Origin of the sequence: Rathayibacter sp. VKM Ac-2805, from assembly GCF_009834265.1 — a bacterium.
Lineage (GTDB): Bacteria > Actinomycetota > Actinomycetes > Actinomycetales > Microbacteriaceae > Rathayibacter.
In genome coordinates this window covers 699131-718408 of sequence record NZ_CP047185.1, presented here as the reverse complement: position 1 = coordinate 718408, position 19278 = coordinate 699131, and the positions used below count along the sequence as shown (strand labels likewise).

Here is a 19278-nt window from a genome sequence, read left to right as displayed (position 1 = left end):
GCGGATTCCGATCGAGCAGCGGATGCTCAGCGGCCTGCCGGGCCTGTTCCGCGCTGCTCGCGGCCGTCCGGGTCGAGGAGGACGGCGTCGTCCCAGCCGCTCGCCGCCTCCGTCGCACGGGCCTTCGCGGGCGCGCGCCGAGCCACCGCGACGACGATCAGCGCCCCCAGCATCACCAGGGCGGCGGTCTGCAGCGGCGGCGCGACCATCGCGAGCGCCTGCCGCACGTAGAGCTCCGGCGGGACCGTGATCGAGTCGCCCTGGTACTGGTTCGGCAGCAGGAGGACCACGACCGGGAGCGCGAGCACTGCGGCCCAGAGGACGACGGTGACCGCGATCGCGGCGGCCCAGAGCAGGCGGACCCGCGTCATCAGCGGGGAGCCCTCAGCAGCGGGACCACGACCGCCAGGCCGAGCGCGATCAGGCCGACGGTGAGGAACGGTCCGATCGCGTTGTCGCTGAGCACGCGGAGGTACTGCTCGGGCCCGAAGGCGCTCTGCGACGGCGAGTAGTCGTACCAGCTGTGGGAGCTGTTCCAGAGGGCGAGGAGTCCGACGAGGACGCTCACGGCGCCGACGACCGCCAGGGCTCCGGCGATGCGGCGAGTGGGGACAGCGGGGCGGGGGTCGGCGTCGGTCGCGTCGCGGCGGTCACCGGAGTCGGGTGCCGCGTCGCCGGGAGCGGGGTCGGGTTCGGCGGGAAGCGGGACGGTCGGCTCGGTCGGGAGTGGGACTGTCGGCTCCGCGGGTCGGGGCGCGGTCGGCTCCGCAGGTGTCGGGACGGCCCGCACCGCCGATCTCTCGCGCTCCGGAGCGGTCCGTCGGCCGGAGGCTCGGGAGCCCGTCGGGCCGCCGACCGATCGCACGTCCTCCTGATCGGGAGCGGACCGGCCGCCTCTCCGGCCGGCCGAGCGCCCGGTGCCCGCGGCCCCGCCCGACAGGAACGGGGAGCGGAGGCGCTCCTCGCCGCTGCCGCGCCGCTCGGCGCCGCGTCCGTCGTAGCCGCGCTGGAAGCCCGCGTGGTAGCGCGGGTCGGTGCCGCCCTCGCCCGTCCCGCCGCTCTCGCGTGGGGAGCCGTCCGCTCCGGTGCTCCGCGCCATGCCGTCCCCCGCTTCGTGCAGTCGGGCCATCATGTCGCACCTCGCCCGCTGCGGGGAGGTGCCGGGCGGAGCTCGGGGTGCGGTCGGCGGAGGCGGGGGTTCAGCGCCCGGCCGCGGTGGTGCGCGACGGGAGGCTGACGATCCCCGCTCCGACCAGCAGCAGGCCGATCGTCACCGCCGTCAGCGCCGGCCAGCCACCGGATCCGACGGCCAGGCCGAGGAGCCAGCCGCCAGCGGCCGAGCCCGCGTAGAAGGCGATCGTGTAGACCGCGCCGGCGTGCCCGCGGAGTGCCGGAGCCGCGCGCGCTCCCGTCCAGGCGGCGCCGGTCGCGTGCAGGGCGAAGAAGCCGGCCGTGAAGACGAGGAGTCCGGCGATCACCACGGCGACGTTCTCGGCGAGCATCACCAGCAGTCCGACGATCATCAGGGCGACGCCGATCCGCATGACGAGGCGGGGACCGATCCGCGGCCCCCATCTCCCCGCGAGCCGGGAGGAGACGGTTCCCGCGAGGTAGGCGGCGAAGAGGAGGGAGACGAGCGCGGGCGCCAGCGCGAACGGCGGCGCCTCGAGCCGGAACGCCAGGTAGTTGTAGACCGCGACGAACACGCCGACCGCGAGGAACGTCTGCAGCGCGATCGCGACGAGCATCGGATCGCGGAGCACCTGCGCCGTCTTCGCTCGCCAGCCGCCGGGGGCCGCCTCGCGCGCGCCGCCGCCCCGGGGCGCGAGCACGGCGAAGACGATCGCCGCCGCCGCGCAGACGGCCGTCACGACGAGCAGACCTCCGCGCCATCCGAGCGCCGCCGCGAGCGGTCCGGCGAGCAGGCGTCCGGCGGCACCGCCGATCGTGGTCCCGGAGACGTAGGCGGTCGCGGCGGCCGTCGCTCCGGCGCCTCCGACCCGGTCGTGGATCGCCGCGACGGCGAGGGCCGGGACGGCACCCAGTGCCGCTCCCCCGAGGAAGCGCAGGACGAGGAGGAGCTCGAAGGTCGGGGCGACGCAGGCGAGCAGCGCCAGGACCACGGACGTGAGGACCGCGATCCGCATGGATTCGAGCCGTCCGATGCGCTCGGCCGCCGAGGCCCACGGCAGCACTGAGAGCGCCAGTCCGAGGGTCGCGGCCGAGACGGTGAGCGCGGCGTCGGACGGGGCGAGGGCCCACTCCCGCGCGAGCTGCGGGAGGACGCTCTGCACGGCGTAGAGCTCGGCGAAGGTCGCGACTCCGGCGGCGAGGAGGGCGATGGTCAGCCGCCGCTGCGAGAAGGGTGCCGCTGCGCGCATCGGTCGGGTGCTTGCGGCGGTGCTCATGGTTCCGACGGTAGACCGCCCACGGTTGCATGACTAATGTCCTTTCTCGTACTGTTCATGCGTTCTGGTCATGTCCGGATCTAGGGTGGTGGCGTGTCCGACGACTGGCCCGCGACCCTCCGCCTCCTGCCCCTGCTCGTCGCGGTCGCCCAGACCGGGAGCGTGACGGCGGCGGCCGCCGAGCTCGGGATCCCGCAGCCGACCGCGAGCCGGTCGCTCGCCCGGCTGTCCGCTCTGGTCGGCACTCCCCTGGTCCGCCGGGAGGGCCGCGGGGTGGTGCTGACGGAGGCGGGGACCCGTCTCGCCGAGGCCGCTCAGGACGGCATGTCGGTGATCCGCGCCGGCCTCGCGGAGGTACGGCAGGCGGGTGACGTGGAGCACGGCCGGATCGACCTCGCCTTCCAGACGCTCCTCGGGGAGAGCTTCGTGCCGGATGTGATCCGCCGGTTCCGCCGCCGCTGGCCGCAGGTCGGCTTCGGGCTCCGGCACGGCTCCCGAGCGCTCTGCCTGCGGGCCGTGGCGGAGGGCGAGTCCGAGCTGGCGATCGTCGCGGATCCGCCCGATCTCCCCGGCACCACCACGACGACCCTCTACTCGGAGCCTCTCCTCGCGGTCGTGGACCCCCGTCATCCGCTGGCCTCGCGGCGCTCGGTCACGGTGGAGGACCTCCGCGGCCTCGCCCTGATCATGCTGGCGCCCGGCTACGGCCTCCACGAGTCGGCCCGGCGCCTGCTCGCCGTGGACGGCCGTGACCCCGTGCCGGCGTTCGAGGTCGGCGACTACCGCGCCGCCCGGGGACTCGCGGCGGCCGGCCTCGGACTCACGATCCTGCCGCCGAGCCCGTCCTCGGTCGACGACGACGTCCGCGAGATCCCGATCGACGCTCCGGGCGCGAGCCGTGAGATCGGTGTGCTCGCCCGCGACACCGGCAACCCGGTCGTCCCCGAGTTCCTGCGGGCCCTGCACGCCGCGGCGGCCGCCCGGCGCCGGTGACCGCTGCTCGGCTCTGCTGTCAAGCACAGGAAGCGGAGGCCCTTCGTGCAGCAAGCTTCGAGAGGATCCCCGCACCGCCAGCGACACCCCCCTCCCCCCGCTCCTGCACCACGTCACCGAGGACGGCCCCGGTCATGATCCTTCTCCGCACCCACGCCAACCGCTGGACCGCGCGCGCCCGCCGCAGCGGCGTCGTCCTCGGCATCATCACCCTGGTCTCCGACCTCCCCCGCCCGGCCTACCGGACTGTCCGCCTCGACCCGACGAGCGGCGAACGCGTCCTGCTCCGCGACACCGCCGAGCTCGAGGAGGCCTTCGCCGTGCTCCTCGCCGGGCTCGAGCGCTCGCGCATCGCGGCCTCGGCGCCCCCGGCCGAGTCGGCTCCCCCGTGCGCCCCGGTCGACGCGCCCGTCGACGTCGAGGACGACCTCGAGGAAGCCGCCTGACCCATTGCGGATGGCGTCAGCGACCAGGGGAGGCGAGCGCGACGCTCGCCCGGTACTCCTCGGACGCGACGTCCGTTCTGAACTCGACGATCTCGACGGAGTGCATCTTCAGCTGTGCGAGCACCTCCTCAGGTTTGACGTAGAAGAACTCGCGACGCAGGTTGATCCGGTTGACGCGTCGTTCCGCGAACGTCTGGTGCAGCATCGCCTCGATGCCGACCGCGTCGTCCGCGAAGAACAGCGCGTGCACGTCGAAGCGGAAGGGCACGGAGGCGTCGCCCAACTCGTTCACCCGATCCATCGGCTCGAGTCGACGAGTCATCCCGATCTTGACGACCTCGTCGCCGAACGCGCCGACGTTGGAGATGACATAGACGTATCCGGCTCTGATGTTCGCCGCACGGTAGTCGACGTCGTGCAGCGCCTTGTCCACATCCTCGATCCGGGCTCGCAGTCTGGCCGCTCCGGCAATGTCTCCGTTCGCCTCGAGGGCAGCGAGCGTCGCCACGTAGTGCGCGCGCTCTTTGTCGAGACGCTCGTGCTCACGAGCCAGTTCCTGCTCGGCCTTGCGCTGCTCGCGGAGCTCTTCGCGACGTGCGCGCTCGAGTTCCTTCTCGCGCTGGATCGCTTGGAGGTAGTCGTTGGCGAGCTGGATCTCGGTGAGTCTCATGTGGTGGTACTGCGGATCGATCGTGAGCGACACCATTGAGCCCTGGCGCTCGATCATCTCCGACGCCTTGCTCAGCCGCGCTTGAGCCGTTGCAAGATTCCCCGCTCGAACCGACTTGACGCAGTTCTCCGCCTCCGCGTTGTACGCCCGAAGCAGGATCTTGGTCATGTCACCGACGAACTTCCGTCCCTGCGCCTGCGAATTGTTATAGGTGAAGTTGCTCGCCGCGTGGGCCGCCCGCTTCTCCCGAACTGCGCTCTTGATTTCGGAGCGGAGAGCTTCCAGACGAGTAGCGAGGTCGGCTGAGGATTCAGCGGGATGCTCGTAGTCGTAGAGACCGAGCTCCTGGACTTCGATCGAGTGGCGGACCCCAATGATCTCTCGTTCTAGGTCGGCCAGCTCCGTCTGTCGCAGGGTGATCTCGTTCTGAAGCGCAGCCAGTGTCGCCTCGAGTCGAGCCGCTCGGCGGTGCGCTTCTGCGGCGAGCTGTTCCTCGCGGACTTCGTTCGCCGCCCGGTCCGCTGCGATCTCCTCTCGTCGCCGACTCTTCTCCGCGTCGAGCGCCACCAGTTCCAGCAGACCGTAGCGGTCCATCGAGGCCTCGAGTTCCGCCACCCGCGCTTGGAGCTCCCTGGCGATCTTCCGAGCTCCGAAGAAGGGGACGTCTCCGCCTGCGCGGGTCTCGCTGGAGCGCTGAGGGGAAGGCGACCGGTCCGACTCGTCCCCTGTCCTCGCCACCTCGGAGGCAGTGCTGAGCGGATCCTCGTGTCCGCCAGCATTCGCGCGAAGCTGTTCCCGCTCGGTCTCCTCTCGGGATTCCGCAGCCCGCCGCTCACGTCGAGACAAGGGCGTCGCGGAATTCTGCACCCCCGGAGTCTCCTGCTGCGCAGCTGCCACTGGATGAGTGTGCACCGTCCAAGCGACACCATCCCAGTAACGGAGAAGAGCGGCGTCAGTCGGATCCGGATACCAAGCGGCGGGAGCATTCATAATGCGACACTAAGTCCCGACGAGCGCGATGGGGAAGTGCTGCCGATGAGGGCCGTTACTCCGCCGACCGGCTGTCGATTTGCGGCGGCTCCGTCTGCGGCAGGTCCCGAGGGCCGATGACGAGCCGGAGCGCGGCCGGCCTGCGCGATCGCAGGAGGGCGCGGCGCCAGCGCGGATCGGTGCGGGCAAGGACGTGGGGGTCGAGCGGGCGGAAGCCTTCCGCGGTCCGCTCCTCGATCAGCACGACCGTCGGGCTCGATCGGTGCAGCCGCCGGTCCGGCTCCCTCTCCGGATGCGGATGCCCGGAGCGCGTCCGGAGCTGCTGCTCCAGCTGCTCCGGGTCGGCGGACCACCAGGTGCTGACGCCGACGCGTCCGTCGGTGAGAGGGAAGCGCTCGGTGATGCGGTACGGGAGGCCGTGCTCGGTCATGCAGTAGTGCCTTTCGAGGAGATGGTCCAGGGAGCCCGGGCCGCACTGCGGCAGCCCGGGCTCCGGTTCACGAGGTGCGGGTCGAGCGTCGGCGCAGGGCAGTCAGGGCTCCACCTGCCAGGAGCAGGACTCCGGCTCCGGCTGCGAGGGGTCCGGCCGCCGCTCCCGTCGAGGCGAGGACCGTCGGCACGAGTCCGACCGGAGGCACCGCCACCTGGGCGCAGCTGGCTCCGCCGTCGTCCGCGCACGGGTGCAGGACGGTCGTCGGATCGAAGCCCTCCGGGACCTCGGTCAGGCGTGCCCGGTTGGGGATGGTCCACGCGTCCACGCCGTCGGCGACCCGTCCGGTCACGGTGAACGTCGTCGACGCTCCCGGGGCCAGAGACAGGTTCTCGACAGTCAGGTCGGACGACGCCGGGCCGCCGTCCCGGGAGATCGTGACGTCGCTCAGGTGCGCGAGCTCGGGGACGTCGGTGAGGGTCACCCCGTCCGCCGGCCGAGCCCCCTCGTTGGCGACCACGATCCGGAACCCGGCACGCCCGCCGTGGTCGACCTGATTCCCGATCGCCGTCTTCTCGATGGAGAGCCTGCCCTCGACGGGCGGCACCGGGATCTCGGCGCAGGACGACGTCGCATCGTCAGCGCAGGCGTTCTCGACCGTCGGCGGGTCGAAGCCCTCGGGCTGGTGGGTGATCGAGACGCGGTTGGGCAGGGTCGCGGCGTCGTACCCGTCGGCGACCCGGCCGCTGACGTGCAGCGACACCTGACCGCCGGCGGGGATGTCGAGACCCGTGACGGGCTCCGTGGCCGGCTGCGTTCCTCCGGCGCCGTTCTCGATGGTCGCCTCGAGCAGGTGGTCGAGCGTCGGGACGTCGGTCACGGTCACGTCCGTGGCGTCGACCGTTCCGGTGTTCGCCACGACGATGTCGAAGCCCGCCGTGCCGCCGTGCTCGGCGCTCGCCTGGGACGCGGCCTTCCGGATCTGGAGCGACCCCTCGCCGATGTCGTGCGGGACGGTGGCGCAGGGGTTCGCGTCGGTCCCCGTGCCGGACGAGGCGGGAGCGAAGGGCGCATCGGCGAGGCAGGCCGTGTTCGTCAGCGCGCGGTCCCCCTCGCCGGTCACGATCACGTCGAAGGTCAGCTCGGCCGTCGCCCCGACCGGCAGGTTGCCGGCCGCCCAGGAGATGCGGCCCGTCTCCGCGTCGATCGTGGCCGTGCCCTGCGAGGCGCGGAGGGAGTCGGCGTCGAGCTCGGCGTCGTCGAGCACGCCCTTGTCGAGGTAGTCGATGACGGCGGCGTCGGAGTAGTCCCCGGTCCCGTCCGAGGTCAGCGTCACCCGGTAGGGCACGCGGGCGCCGCGGAGCAGCGGAGTGGCGGAGTCGACCGAGGAGGTCTTCGCGATGCTCACGTGCGGCGCGAGCGGATCGAGGCGTGCGACCGCGACCGCACCGTCCGAGCCGTAGGCCCAGTCGTCGATCGCCCGCAGGTCGCCGTAGGAGCCGTGCACCGAGTCGTTGGCGTTGGGGACGCGGCCTCGCCCGGAGTCGTCGCCCTCCCAGCGGTGCACCCCGCCGGACGAGTCGGTGCCGCCGTCGCCGGACGTCACCGCGGAGGTGCCGGAGTACCGCTCCGAGTTCGATCCGGCGAGGAGCGAGTCGTCCCAGTGGACCATCGACGGGTCGTCGCCGCCGCCGGTCGACCTCACGACGGACACGCCGCCGGCGGACGTCTCGGCGTCGACCCGCGTGAAGTGGAACTCGTTCGTGCGGCCGATGGAGGCGCGGAAGGTGACGTCGGGGTCGGTCACGTCGACCGTCCCGCCCTTCGCGTCCCGTCCGTCCCAGTCGACCGAGAAGGGACCGGTCGTCCCCGCGATCCGGGTGAGGTGCACGTCGCGCTCGCCGTCGTAGGAGCCGTCCCCGTCCGCATCGACGTCCACGACGACGGTGCCCGGCTGCGTCCCCAGGACGCCGGTCAGCGTGCCCGCGTCGGAGCCGGCGGTCGACCGGCGGAAGGCGAGGCCCTCGATCGTCGGCGCGCGGTAGGCCGGAGCGATCGACTCCGGCAGGTCGGACGACGGCGGGTCCAGGAAGAGCTTGTAGGTCTGCAGGCCGTCGATCCCGGAGCGTCCGGACGCCTGCACGTACTGAGCCCCGATCCCGCCCTCCTCGCTCGACTGCGGCATGGGGACCGAGAGGTAGGACGGATCGGACGACCCGACCTTCACGTTGCCCTTGTTCGTGGCCTGGACCGTCGAGGCGACCCCGTCGTAGCCGCGCAGCCCGAGCTCGTAGCGGGCACCCGTCTCCGTGACGGCGTGGAGCGTGAAGGAGGAGCGCCGCTCCTCGGGCGAGGAGTAGGACTCCTTCGCCCCGGACTGGATCGCATAGGACTCGGACCACACCCGGCCCGCGACCGCCGCGCCCCGCGCGTCCTGGACGCCGATGCTCCAGACGAGGTTCACCGGCGCCGTCACGTCGTCGTCGGACACCCGGATCTGGAAGACCCCGGTCTCGTCCGCCACGAACGAGCCGCCGGCGGATACCGAGGGCGCCGCTCCGGGCGCGAAGTCCTGCTCGTCGAGGACGGCTCCGCCCGGAGCCGTCACCCGGGCGGTACCGCCGCCGGTCTCGCCCTCGCCGGTGCCCGAGCCCGCCTGGAGCGGGTGGAGGTCCACCCGGAGCGTCTCGCCCTTCTGGACCCAGGCCGAGACGGTCGTCACGCCGGCGTTCGTCGCGCCTCCCTGCAGGAGGGTGTTCTCGATCGTCGTGTGAGGACCGTCGGCGGCGAGGGCGGGCGGCGGCGCGAGGCCTCCGCCCAGCAGCCCGCTCACGAGCACGCAGCCCGCCGTCGTGCCGACCAGCGCCCGCGCCGTCCGCGCTCGGGGTCGTCCGCGCTCGTCCCGCCCCGACTGTTCCGTTCGACTCATCCGATGTCCTCTCCTCTGCCGACCGAGCGCACTGCGTCGGCGGCGACCGTTCAGCCCCACGGAAGGAGAGTATTGCTCGGTTCGACGTCACCGCGGCCGGTACGGCTGCATCCGTGGAGAACGGCGCGAGATGGGCGCTGTGGAGGAGGAAACGGCGCGCGAGAAGAGCCGAGCGGCGTGCTCGCGACGGGTGATCGCGGAGCCTGCGAGGAGTGATCGCGAGCGCGGGCGCGGACTGATCGCGGGTGCGGGCGGAAGACGGTCGGCGCCGTCGACGGCGCGAAGAGGCGTCCTGCGAGGCGGAGAACCGGCCGTTCCGCCGCCCTGCGCTCTCCGGGAGGCCGACGCCGACAGCCACCGGAACGAGCGACCGTTAAAACGAGAACGGCCCGCCGAAGCGGGCCGTTCTGCTCTGTCTCAACCAGAGTGCGCCCGGAGGGATTCGAACCCCCAACCTTCTGATCCGTAGTCAGATGCTCTATCCGTTGAGCTACGGGCGCAGTCCATCGCGTGGGCCAGAGGCGCACGCAACGAGGTACGACTATACATGCCGGGAGCCCCCTCCGCGAATCGGCGGCGGCGGCGCAGACGGCTCCGTCTCGGGACGCCGCCGCAGCCACGAGAACCCAGGCTCCGTCGCGGTGTCCCGGAGCGCTCGCAGAGCCTCCGACGGGCGGACGCCGCTGCTCCCCCTCACGGCGTACCGTGGGCTCATGGAGGCCGCCGCGATCGAGCTCGTGGGCTTCGTCGTCTCTCCGCTGCACCGCTACGAGGGCCGCCCCGCCGATGGCCCGGTGCCGTCCGAGGGCAACGAGCAGCCCGAGCGGATCGAGATCCGCGCAGGCCTCGGCATCGTCGGCGACCGCTTCTTCGCCCAGCGCGCGCACCGCCCCGCGGCGATCACGCTCTTCGCGGTCGAGACCCTCGAGCACATCGCCGCCGAGCTCGGCGCAGGGCCCTTCGACCCCGCCGACGCCCGCCGCAACATCATCGTCCGCGGCGCCGACGTCGATGCGCTCGCCGGCCGCACGTTCGCGATCGAGCAGGGCGGGGAGCGGATCGAGTTCCAGGGCGGACGACCGGCCAACCCCTGCGCCTGGATGGACGTCGTGCTCGCCCCCGGGGCGTTCCGGGCGATGCGGAGGCGCGGCGGCGTCCGCACCGCCCCCCTGACCAACGGCGTCCTCCACACCGGGCCGGCCCGCCTGATCCTCCACAGGTCGGACGACATGCTGATCTGAGCCCGGCGGCGAGCGCCTAGGCTCGCAGCGACCGACTCCCCCGATCGAAGGAGGCCCCGTGCTCCGCCCGAGCGACCTCCTCCCCACTCTCGCCACGACTCTGCGGCGCGGAGTCCGCGACGTCTTCGCGACCACGCGCTCTCGGGGGCGAGATCCGCACCGCCGCACCCGCAGCACCGACGTCTCGGTCCAGCGGGTGCACCACCGAGACGTCTGGGCGCGGGTGAGCACAGTGGGGCGCGACGGCGAGCGCACGTTCGTCCTCGTGCCGGGGATCGGAGTCGCGGCCACCTACTTCGAGCGCCTCGCGCCCGCGCTCAACGAGTTCGGTCCGGTGCACGCTCTCGACCTGCCGGGCTTCGGCGGCGTACCGCACCCGATCGACGCGCGGCGCATGGACATCGGCGACTACGCCGAGCTGGTCGGGGCCGTCATCGACGAGCTGGGCCTCGACGATCCCGTCGTCCTGGGCCACTCGATGGGGACCCAGGTGGTGGCCGAGCTCGCCGCCCGCCGCCCCGAGCTGACCACCATCGTCCTGCTCGGACCGGTGATGAACCGGCACGAGCGCCGCCTCCCGACCGCCGCGCTCCGCTTCGCCCAGTCGAGCGTCCGCGAGCCGCTCAAGGTCGCGATCCTCGCCGCCGGCGCCTACCTCCTCTGCGGACCGCGCTGGTTCTCCCGTGTGCTGCCCGAGATGATGCACTACCGGATCGAGGAGACCGTCCCCCGGATCCGCGCGTCCGCCCTCGTCATCCGCGGCGAGTTCGACCGGCTCGTGCCGCGCGAGTGGGCGGAGGAGATCGCCCGGTCGATGCCGCACGCGCGGGCCTGGGAGATCCCCGACGCCTCCCACTCCGTGATGCACGCGCACGCGGAGGAGGTCGCCCGCCTCTGCGTCGAGCACGCCCGTGCGCCTCGGCCCGACCGGGACGAGGCCGCCCTCCGCCGCTACCCCGATTCGGAGGTCGACCATTCCGAGGAGGACGCGCCCACCGAGGACCCGATCGGGGCTCTCCGCGGACGCATCACCGAGCTGGCCGGGATCCTCGTGGACGACGACTCCCTCATCGCCGAGGGCAAGACACTCCACGCCGAGGCGAGCGACCCCGAAGCGCTGCACCAGATCGCTCCCGACCCGGGCGACGGCGAGCTCGTCGAGGGCGGCGGATCGAGGAAGGACGGCGAGCAGGACGGCTGATCACCGCGCACCGGCAGCACCCGCACGCCCGGCGCCCGAGACGCCGAGCCCCCGCGAGAGCAGCCCTCTCGCCGACGCCACTCGGCGCCCGCCCGTCAGGACTCCGCGCCGACGATCTCCTCGCGGATGCGCCGCAGGTCCTCGGCGAGCGCCCCCAGCAGGATCCAGTGCTGCGGATGCGGAGTCGCGATCACGAGCGGCGCGGTGAGAGCGGGCAGCTCGTCGGTGATCGCCTCCGGCTCGGGAACGTCGACCGAGGACTGCACGAGGAGGCGCAGATCATGGGCGGCCCGGTGCAGCTGGACGGCGATACCGGCGATCGTCGGCTCCCCGACGAGCTCGTCGTCGTACAGGTCGTGCACGGTCCGCGTCATGCCCCGGACCCGGGTCACGATGCGCCCCAGCCGCGGGACGACGGAGTCGAGGGCCAGCAGCCGGTCGCGGTGGGCGGAGCGGCGCGGGTTCAGCCGGAGGGACTCCTCGCCGGTCGCGATCGCCTCCTCGGCCTTGCTCTGCATGGTCTGCAGCAGCCGCGCGTTGATCAGCAGCTCGTCGAGCCGGCGTCGCGGAACAACCGCCTGGAGGGCGTCGCCGAGGTCGTCGAGGGCAGCGGCGAGCTGGGCGGTGAGGTCTCCGATCGCCCGCTCGGCCGGCGCCAGCACGACCGGAGGGACGATGAGCACGTTGATGACGACTCCCACGGCCGCACCCAGCAGGGTCTCGAGGATGCGGTCGAGCGCGTAGTTCGGCGTGACCGCGCCCACCGAGAGCACGAGCATCGCGCTGATCGGGATCTGCACCGCGGAGGCGGGGGTCAGGCGCACGGCCCACCCGACGGCGATCGCGGCCACGATCGCGAGGAGCACGATGATGCTCTCGCCCCCGAGCACGGTGCCGATCACCGATCCGACGATCACGCCGATGATGACGCCGACCGAGCGCTCGAGGGCCTTGGAGAACGACTGGTTGATGCTCGGCGCGACGACCAGGAGCGCCGCGATCGCGCCGAAGACGGGCAGCGTCCCGGGGAAGACGACGGCCGCGAGGAGCCAGGTGACGACCGTGGCCGCCGCCGTCTTGACCAGCTGCAGCACCGGCGGCCGCGTCGGCACGGTGAAGCTCGAGGTCAGGCGCATGGGAACACGGTAGCGAGCGCCCGCCGCCTCGCGGTCACCACGCGGGTCACCGGCTCGCGGCCGCCTCGACGCTCGCGAGCACCGCACGGAGCGAGCGCGACGCGTCCGCCCGCAGATCGGCGGGGACCTGCGCGAGCAGCGCCCGCTCGGCGTCGAGCACCTCGGGGAAGGCCCGGTCGACCAGCTCCTCCCCCTCGGGAGTCAGCGTGATGAGCGAGCCGCGTCCGTCCGCCGGGTTCGCGGCGCGGCGCACCAGACCCCGCCGCTCCAGCGAGTGCACGCGCTTGGTGATCGCGGGAGCGGAGGCGAGGGCGATGGTCCGGAGGGTCGTCGGCGACTGCGGAGCGCCGGCGCGATGCAGCGTGGAGAGCACGTCGAACTCGCCTCGGGTCAGCCCGTGGGCGGCGAGCAGCTCCTCCGTCGCCCGGACGATCAGCGCGGAGGCGCGGATCACCCGCCCGACGACGTCGACGGCGGAGGTGTCGAGCTCGGGCCGCAGCACCGCCCAGCCCGCCCTGATCTCGTCGACCGCGTCGCCCGGCTGGCTTTCAGACTGATTCACGCGTAAAGTATATCTGCTTCACCCGTGAAACACTTCTCCGGCCGCCGCCGCTCGGACCCCGATCAGAGGACCCGATGGCCGCCACCCCCGTTCTGCCCCACCCCCGCGAGCTCCTCGCCTTCGGCCCGCACGCCGGTGCCCATCGCGTCGCCCTGCGCGCCGGCGTCTCCATCGCCGTCCCGCTGCTCGTCCTCTGGGCGCTCGGCCGCACCGATCTCGCCCTCTATGCGACCTTCGGCGCCTTCACGGCCCTCTACGGACGCCAGCACACGCACCGTCCCCGTCTGCTGATGCAGCTGTCGGCCGCCGCGTTCCTCGTCACCACCGTGACCCTCGGCACCGTCGTCTCCCTCTCTCCTCACCGCGACTGGCTGATCATCCCCGTCGTGGTCGCCGTGACCGTCGCGGCCGCCTATCTCAGCGACGCCCTGCACTGGCATCCGCCCGGCCCGCTGTTCCCGGTGTTCGCCGTCACGGCGTGCGCGTCCGTCCCGTCCGAGCCCTCGCGGATCCCGCTCGCCGTCGCTCTCGCCGCGGGCTCCGCCGCCTTCTCGCTCGTCGTCGGCCTGAGCGGTCTCGCCCTCCCCCGCGCCCGGCGGCTCGCTCCGACGCCGTGGCGCACCTCCTTCCGCGCGGCGGCGGCCCGTCCGGCGACGCGCGCCGCCCTGCTCCGCTTCGGCGCCGTCGTCCTCGTGGCGGGCGTCATCCCCACCGCCACCGGCCTGGGTCATCCCTACTGGGCGATGGTCTCCGCCGTCGCGGCGGTCTCGGGAGCGGACGCCGGCGCCCGGCTCGTGCGCGCGGGCCACCGGATGCTCGGCACGATCGTCGGAGTGCTGATCGCGGCCGCGCTCCTCGCCCTGCCGCTCTCCCCGCTCGCCGTGATCGTGGTGGTGGTGCTCCTCCAGATGACCGCCGAGCTCGTCGTCGGCCGCAACTACGGTCTGACCCTCGCCTTCGTCACTCCGCTCGCGATCCTCATGGTCGAGCTCGCGCACCCCGTCGACGAGCTCGTGCTGCTGCGTGACCGGGCGCTCGAGACCGCGCTGGGCGTGCTCGTCGGAGTCGTGGCGACGCTCCTGACCCACGCCGCCTCGCAGCGCTCGCGCTCCCGCTCCTAGGCTCAGGAGGATGGACCGCACGATCCCCGCTGTGCTCGCCGAGATCACGGCGGCCGTCGCCGAGGTGCGCGACGTCGCACGGTCGCAGCAGGACGGCGCGCGGGCCCGCGTCGCGGACCGGCTCGACGAGCTGTTCGCCGGAGCGACGACCCGCCGAGACGTCCGGGCGGCGGCCGCCGACGCGCTCGGGCTCTGGGGCGGGGCGGGCTCCTTCTCGGACGTCGGCTCGGCCGAGGCCGACCACGCGGTCAGGCGCCTGTACCGGGCCCTGCGCGCCGGCCGCTCCTGGCTGCTCCACGCCGACTGACCCGCACGTCGCGACCGCCGCACGACGCCGAGAACGACGAAGGCCCCCTGCTTCCGTGGAAGCGGGGGGCCTTCTCGTTGGCGGTACCGGTGGGATTTGAACCCACGGTGGACGCAAGCCCACACATGTTTTCGAGACATGCTCCTTCGGCCGCTCGGACACGGTACCGGGGTCGAGTGTACGCGACGGCCGGAAGTCGCGCCAATCGAGCGGACGTGCCGCCGTCAGGCGGGGAGGAGGAAGCCGAGCACGCGGTCCCACTCCGGGATCGCGAGCAGGTGGCCGCGGCCGGGCACGACCTCGAGGCGGGAGTCGGGCAGCCGGGCGGCGTACCACTCGGCATGGCGGCGGCCGGCGACCGCGTCCTCGGCGCCGTAGAGGAGGAGCGCGGGCGGCTCGGCGGACTCGACGGCGAAGCCCCACTCCTGCACGCCGTAGCCGATGAGGTCGGCGGCCATGCCGAGGGCGCCCTGGGCGACGGCGCGCTCGAGCATGCGCGAGAGGCGCTCGCGGACGCCGGGGGTCTCGAGCACCGCGGTGTCGGCGTCGCCGGAGCCGAGCATCCCGAGCAGGGCGTCCGGGGCGGGGGTCGGGCCGAAGGCGCCCTCGAGCGTGCGGGTGAGCGAGCGGACGGCCTCGTCGAGCGGAAGCTCGGCCAGGCGGACGAGCTCGGCGCGGTTCTCGTCGCCGACCCACGGCACGGCGTCGTCGGGAGCGGGCGTGCCGATCACGGCGACGCGCTCCACGAGGCCGGGGTAGTTCGCGGCGAGTGCGAGGGCCACGCGGCCTCCCGCCGACCAGCCGGCGGCGCTGACGGAGGCGATGCCGACGGTCGCGAGGTACTCGGCGATGTCGGCGGCGGCCTGCTCGGGGCTGGCTCCGACGCCCGCTCCGGCGGGGTCGAGGTCGGTCAGGAGGGAGGAGGCGCCGTAGCCCGGGCGGTCGAACGAGAGCAGGCGCACCCCGTGGCGCGCGGTCGCCTCCGGGTCGGGGTCGAAGTCCGAGGAGCCGGGAGCGGGATGCGCCAGGACGACGACCCGCTCGGCGCCCTCGGGGCCGGACCAGCTGACTCCGAGCGGGCGGCCGGACTTGAGGACGTGCACTGTCGAGGGCATGTCCCCCAGTCTCCCGCAGACGTCCGACGCCGACCGGGCGGCGCTCGGGGCGGAGGCATCTTCCGTGGCGCGATCCTCCACCTCCGCTCCTCTGCATCGACGCTCCTCCACAGCCGGCTTCCGTGAGACCTCTCCCCCGGCCTGGCGCGCCCCGCTCCCCGCGTCGGTGGTCGACGGTACTGTCGAAGACACGTTCGAACGAGCGGCGGTGTCGGGGGTTCCCCGTAGCGTCGCGCTCGTCCCCCTCCTCCGCCCCGAAAGGACCTCATGGCCTCCTCGAAGACGCGCACCGCCCCGTACCGCTGCTCGGAGTGCGGATGGACGACCGCGAAGTGGGTCGGCCGCTGCGGCGAGTGCCAGCAGTGGGGCTCCGTGATCGAGAGCACCGAGCGCACCGGCCTCGTCCGCGCGGTCGCCGCTGTGGCTCCGGCCGCCGGCCGCATCGCGCGGCCCATCACCGAGATCGAGACCACGTCGGCGGCGCACCGCCCCACCGGCGTGGGCGAGCTCGACCGCGTCCTCGGCGGCGGGATCGTCTCCGGTGCGGTCGTGCTGCTCTCGGGAGAGCCCGGCGTGGGCAAGTCGACCCTCCTGCTCGAGGTCGCGAGCCGCGCCGCGGCCGAGGGCCAGCGGGTCCTCTACGTCAGCGCGGAGGAGTCGGCCGCGCAGGTGCGCATGCGGGCCGAGCGCACCGGCGCGATGCACGACAGCCTCTTCCTCGCGGCCGAGACCGACCTCGCCACCGTGCTCGGCCAGATCGACGAGGTCCGGCCGGACCTGCTCATCGTCGACTCGGTGCAGACGGTCGCGAGCGACACCGTCGACGGCCTGCCCGGCGGTCCCAGCCAGGTCCGCGAGGTCGCCGCGACCCTCATCCGCGTCTGCAAGGAGCGGGCGCTCCCCCTCGTGCTCGTCGGACACGTCACGAAGGACGGCTCCATCGCGGGGCCGCGCCTGCTCGAGCACCTGGTCGACGTGGTCTGCCACTTCGAGGGCGACCGGCAGACGGCGCTGCGCTTCGTCCGCTCGCTCAAGAACCGCTTCGGCCCGACGGACGAGGTCGGCTGCTTCGAGATGACCGCCGAGGGCATCGCCGAGATCCCCGACCCGAGCGGTCTGTTCCTCAGCCGCACCCGCTTCCCCACCCCGGGCATCTGCGTCACGGTCGCGATGGAGGGGCGCCGCGCGCTCCCCGTCGAGATCCAGGCGCTCGTGATCGCGAACGACGGCGAGCACCCCCGCCGCGTGACGAACGGAGTCGACGCGTCCCGGGTCGCGATGATCCTCGCGGTCCTCGAGCGGCAGGCGGGCATCCCCCTGCGGCGCTGCGACGTCTACGTGTCGACCGTCGGCGGCGTGAAGCTCATGGAGCCGGCGGCGGACCTGGCGATCGCGGTCGCCATCGCCTCCGCCCACGCCTACACGCCGCTGCGGCCCGGGATCGCCGCGTTCGGCGAGATCAGCCTCTCGGGAGACATCCGGCCCGCCTCCGGAGCGAAGCAGCGCGCCTCCGAAGCGACACGACTCGGGCACTCCTCGCACCTCGACTCCAGCGCCTTCACCCTCTCGAGCGCGATCACCCACGCGCTCGTCCCCGTTCCCGAGCGCATCCGTCCGGAGCGGGTGCCCACGCACTGACGGCCGCGTCCCCGGCACGCTGCACACGCACCCGTCCACCGCTCGGAGCCGCCGGCGCCCCCGTCCACCGCATGGTCGAGGATCGACACCGGAGGCGAACACGGGCTACATGGGCACTACCCGACAGCTCCGCGCGACCACCGCACGTGTCCGCTCCGCCGCGTCCGCCCGTCGCAGCCTGCCCCTAGACGCCGCCCCCGCCGCCGCCTCCGCCGCCCCCGCCCGAGCTGCCGCCGCCGCCCGCGCCGCCGCTCGAGGAGCTCGACGAGGATCCGACGTAGCTCGACGTCGACGACGAGAACGAGGACACGCTGCCGGCGAAGGCCGCCGCGTGGAAGCCGTTCGGTCCGGAGTACCAGACCGGCTCCTCGCCGGTGCGCTCGTAGGCCGACGCGAGCTCCGCCGACCACTCCTTCTCGAGACCGAAGAGCACGGCCCACGGCAGCAGGCGCTCCGTCACCTCGACCACCTCGACCGGTCCGACCGTGCGCCGGTCCGCCCCGCGGGGCGACTGCAGCATCGCGATCCGGTCGGCCTCGGCCAGGCGGATGTACAGCTCGAGCCCGCGCAGATGGTCGCGCAGCTCCGCGCCCGCGGCCGTCAGCGGCACCCTCGAGACCAGGATCGTCCCGACGACGGCCGCAACGATCGCGACCAGCATCAGCACGAGCGGGAGCGCTCCGCCGAAGGAGCCGGTCATCAGGAGGATCGCGCCCAGGAAGGCGGCCATGACACCCAGCAGCAGCGGGACGATCACGAGCACGCTGCCGCCGATCGTCCCGGCCTTCTTCAGTCCCGCCTCGGTCACCCGGTTGCCCAGCGCGGTCCGGAACTGTCCGACGGCCTTGCCGAACTCCTTGTCCTTGCCGGAGAGCTCACGCACCGTCCCCGGCACTTGGCCGAGTGCGATGTCGAGGAACTCGCGGTCGTCGGAGGCGAGGGGCCGCGGGCGTCCCGCGCGTCGCGTCGGCGTCGTCGCAGGGTCGAGCACCCGCACGGCGTACTCCTGCTTCCGCCCCTCCCCCGTCTCCTCGATGCGGACGAGACCGCGGACGGCGGCGTCCAGGAGTCCGGCCGCGGGGGCCTTCGACGTCTTCCGCAGCAGCGCGGCGGAGAGGAACAGCCCCTCCGCGGGCGGGTCGTACTCGGCGACGACGGTCGGGCGGCCGGGAGCGTCGCGGAGCACGGTCCGGCGGCGGTGCACAGCGAGCGCGAGGCCGATCAGGACCGCGGCGAGGCCGCCCAGCTGCACCCAGGACCAGCCGGAGGCGAGGTAGCGGTCGTCGCGCGGCGTGAAGGTCCCGGGAGCGAAGCCGATCGCCACGGTCACGTTCTCCCCCGGAGCCAGCGACTCCCCCGATGCCGTGACGACCGCGCCGTCGCGGCCGATCGGACAGGGCGTCGTCGAGCCCTCCGGTCCCCGGTAGCAGCTGACGGTCCCCGTCGCGGCGGAGGCCAGCGAACCGGCGAGCTCGACGCGCACGTCGTAGCGGTCGAAGGACTGGCGCCAGCCCGTGCCGTTGACGTCCCAGTAGAACTCGTCCTCGCCGCTGCGCGTGCCGGATCCAGGCAGGGTCGTGTTGTGCTGCGTGTAGGTGAAGACGTAGGTCTGGCTGCCGCTGACGAACTCGTCCGCCGCGCTGGTGACCAGGAGGAAGCCGTCCTCGCGCTCGGTGTCGACCGGCCGCGCCTCCCCGTCGCCGTCGGTGACGGACACCAGGTCGACGTCGGTCGGGTGCCCCTCGTAGTCGAGCGGGATCGCGCGCTGCATGCCGCGGTTCTGCGACGGCGGGAACTCGGCGACGAAGGTCTCGACAGTGGTCAGCGTCGAGCGGCCCTCCTCGTCGCGGTCGAGACGGAAGTCGGCCGAGTACTCCGAGAACCGGAAGCCGTCCACGTCCGCGCGCACGACACCCGCGACGGGCTGCGGAGCCGCGACGGGCTGCGGAGCCGCCACGGCCTGCGCCGCCGCTCCGCCGACCAGCAGCGGGACCGCGAGGGCCACGGCCGCCGCGCGCCGCGCGACCACCCCCGCCCGGCCGGTCGAGGCGGACAGGATCGTGCCGAGCAGCCCCCACATGCCTGCGATGC

Annotated in this window: 17 protein-coding genes and 2 tRNA genes; 7 read left to right on the top strand and 12 right to left on the bottom strand. The window is 73.3% G+C overall.

Annotated features, from left to right (window positions below):
• Positions 1–26: 26 nt before the first annotated feature.
• The 3 genes from GSU40_RS03285 to GSU40_RS03275 form a co-directional block, all read right to left on the bottom strand.
• Positions 27–371, bottom strand: coding sequence for a hypothetical protein (locus GSU40_RS03285; protein WP_160033659.1), 345 nt, complete (start codon positions 369–371; stop codon positions 27–29).
• Positions 371–1132 (bottom strand): hypothetical protein, encoded by a 762-nt coding sequence (locus GSU40_RS03280; RefSeq protein ID WP_160033657.1) that lies wholly within the window; start codon positions 1130–1132, stop codon positions 371–373. Before GSU40_RS03280 ends, GSU40_RS03285 begins: the two co-directional genes overlap by 1 nt.
• A 67-nt stretch (positions 1133–1199) precedes the next feature.
• Entirely contained in the window at positions 1200–2408 is a 1209-nt protein-coding gene (locus tag GSU40_RS03275) for an MFS transporter (RefSeq protein WP_160033655.1), read from the bottom strand.
• 93 nt (positions 2409–2501) lie between these two features.
• Here GSU40_RS03275 and GSU40_RS03270 point away from each other — a divergent pair, with 93 nt between their 5' ends.
• Positions 2502–3401: a LysR family transcriptional regulator gene (locus GSU40_RS03270; RefSeq protein WP_160033653.1), complete on the top strand. Its 900-nt coding sequence runs from the start codon at positions 2502–2504 to the stop codon at positions 3399–3401.
• A gap of 134 nt (positions 3402–3535) precedes the next feature.
• Positions 3536–3847: a hypothetical protein gene (locus GSU40_RS03265; RefSeq protein WP_160033651.1), complete on the top strand. Its 312-nt coding sequence runs from the start codon at positions 3536–3538 to the stop codon at positions 3845–3847.
• A gap of 16 nt (positions 3848–3863) precedes the next feature.
• Here the strand turns inward: GSU40_RS03265 and GSU40_RS03260 are convergent, their stop codons facing one another.
• From GSU40_RS03260 to GSU40_RS03245, 4 genes are all read right to left on the bottom strand, one after another.
• On the bottom strand, positions 3864–5507 hold the full coding sequence (locus GSU40_RS03260; protein ID WP_160033649.1) for a DUF4041 domain-containing protein: 1644 nt from the start codon (positions 5505–5507) through the stop codon (positions 3864–3866).
• 55 nt (positions 5508–5562) lie between these two features.
• Entirely contained in the window at positions 5563–5937 is a 375-nt protein-coding gene (locus GSU40_RS03255; protein ID WP_160033647.1) for a hypothetical protein, read from the bottom strand.
• A 67-nt stretch (positions 5938–6004) separates the two neighbouring features.
• Positions 6005–8866 (bottom strand): DUF11 domain-containing protein, encoded by a 2862-nt coding sequence (locus tag GSU40_RS03250; protein ID WP_160033645.1) that lies wholly within the window; start codon positions 8864–8866, stop codon positions 6005–6007.
• A 427-nt stretch (positions 8867–9293) separates the two neighbouring features.
• A tRNA-Arg gene (locus GSU40_RS03245) sits at positions 9294–9366 on the bottom strand.
• Positions 9367–9579: 213 nt separating this feature from the next.
• Between GSU40_RS03245 and GSU40_RS03240 the strand changes: the two genes are divergently transcribed.
• Together GSU40_RS03240 and GSU40_RS03235 are read left to right on the top strand one after the other, a co-directional pair.
• Positions 9580–10107 (top strand): MOSC domain-containing protein, encoded by a 528-nt coding sequence (locus tag GSU40_RS03240; protein WP_104248232.1) that lies wholly within the window; start codon positions 9580–9582, stop codon positions 10105–10107.
• 58 nt (positions 10108–10165) lie between these two features.
• Positions 10166–11308 carry an alpha/beta fold hydrolase gene (locus tag GSU40_RS03235; RefSeq protein ID WP_160033643.1) on the top strand — a complete coding sequence of 381 codons (1143 nt, stop codon included), beginning with the start codon at positions 10166–10168 and terminating at the stop codon, positions 11306–11308.
• A 95-nt stretch (positions 11309–11403) separates the two neighbouring features.
• Here the strand turns inward: GSU40_RS03235 and GSU40_RS03230 are convergent, their stop codons facing one another.
• The gene (locus tag GSU40_RS03230) at positions 11404–12444 is read right to left on the bottom strand and encodes an FUSC family protein (RefSeq protein ID WP_160033641.1); all 1041 of its coding nucleotides are present in this window, start codon (positions 12442–12444) and stop codon (positions 11404–11406) included.
• Positions 12445–12490: 46 nt separating this feature from the next.
• Positions 12491–13006 carry a MarR family transcriptional regulator gene (locus GSU40_RS03225; protein ID WP_160033639.1) on the bottom strand — a complete coding sequence of 172 codons (516 nt, stop codon included), beginning with the start codon at positions 13004–13006 and terminating at the stop codon, positions 12491–12493.
• A 74-nt stretch (positions 13007–13080) separates the two neighbouring features.
• On the opposite strand from GSU40_RS03225, the gene GSU40_RS03220 reads away from it, so the two are divergent.
• Both GSU40_RS03220 and GSU40_RS03215 read left to right on the top strand, forming a co-directional pair.
• Positions 13081–14127 carry an FUSC family protein gene (locus GSU40_RS03220; RefSeq protein WP_160033637.1) on the top strand — a complete coding sequence of 349 codons (1047 nt, stop codon included), beginning with the start codon at positions 13081–13083 and terminating at the stop codon, positions 14125–14127.
• A gap of 10 nt (positions 14128–14137) precedes the next feature.
• Positions 14138–14434, top strand: a complete 297-nt coding sequence (locus tag GSU40_RS03215; protein ID WP_160033635.1) for a hypothetical protein — start codon at positions 14138–14140, stop codon at positions 14432–14434.
• A gap of 78 nt (positions 14435–14512) precedes the next feature.
• On the opposite strand, the gene GSU40_RS03210 is transcribed toward GSU40_RS03215, so the two are convergent.
• Together GSU40_RS03210 and GSU40_RS03205 are read right to left on the bottom strand one after the other, a co-directional pair.
• Positions 14513–14602 (bottom strand) — tRNA-Ser (locus GSU40_RS03210).
• Positions 14603–14658: 56 nt separating this feature from the next.
• The gene (locus GSU40_RS03205) at positions 14659–15549 is read right to left on the bottom strand and encodes an alpha/beta hydrolase (RefSeq protein WP_160033633.1); all 891 of its coding nucleotides are present in this window, start codon (positions 15547–15549) and stop codon (positions 14659–14661) included.
• Positions 15550–15816: 267 nt separating this feature from the next.
• Between GSU40_RS03205 and radA the strand changes: the two genes are divergently transcribed.
• On the top strand, positions 15817–17187 hold the full coding sequence (gene radA, locus GSU40_RS03200; RefSeq protein ID WP_104224086.1) for a DNA repair protein RadA: 1371 nt from the start codon (positions 15817–15819) through the stop codon (positions 17185–17187).
• A 184-nt stretch (positions 17188–17371) separates the two neighbouring features.
• Here the strand turns inward: radA and GSU40_RS03195 are convergent, their stop codons facing one another.
• Positions 17372–19267, bottom strand: coding sequence for a DUF2207 domain-containing protein (locus GSU40_RS03195; protein WP_160033631.1), 1896 nt, complete (start codon positions 19265–19267; stop codon positions 17372–17374).
• Positions 19268–19278: the final 11 nt, after the last annotated feature.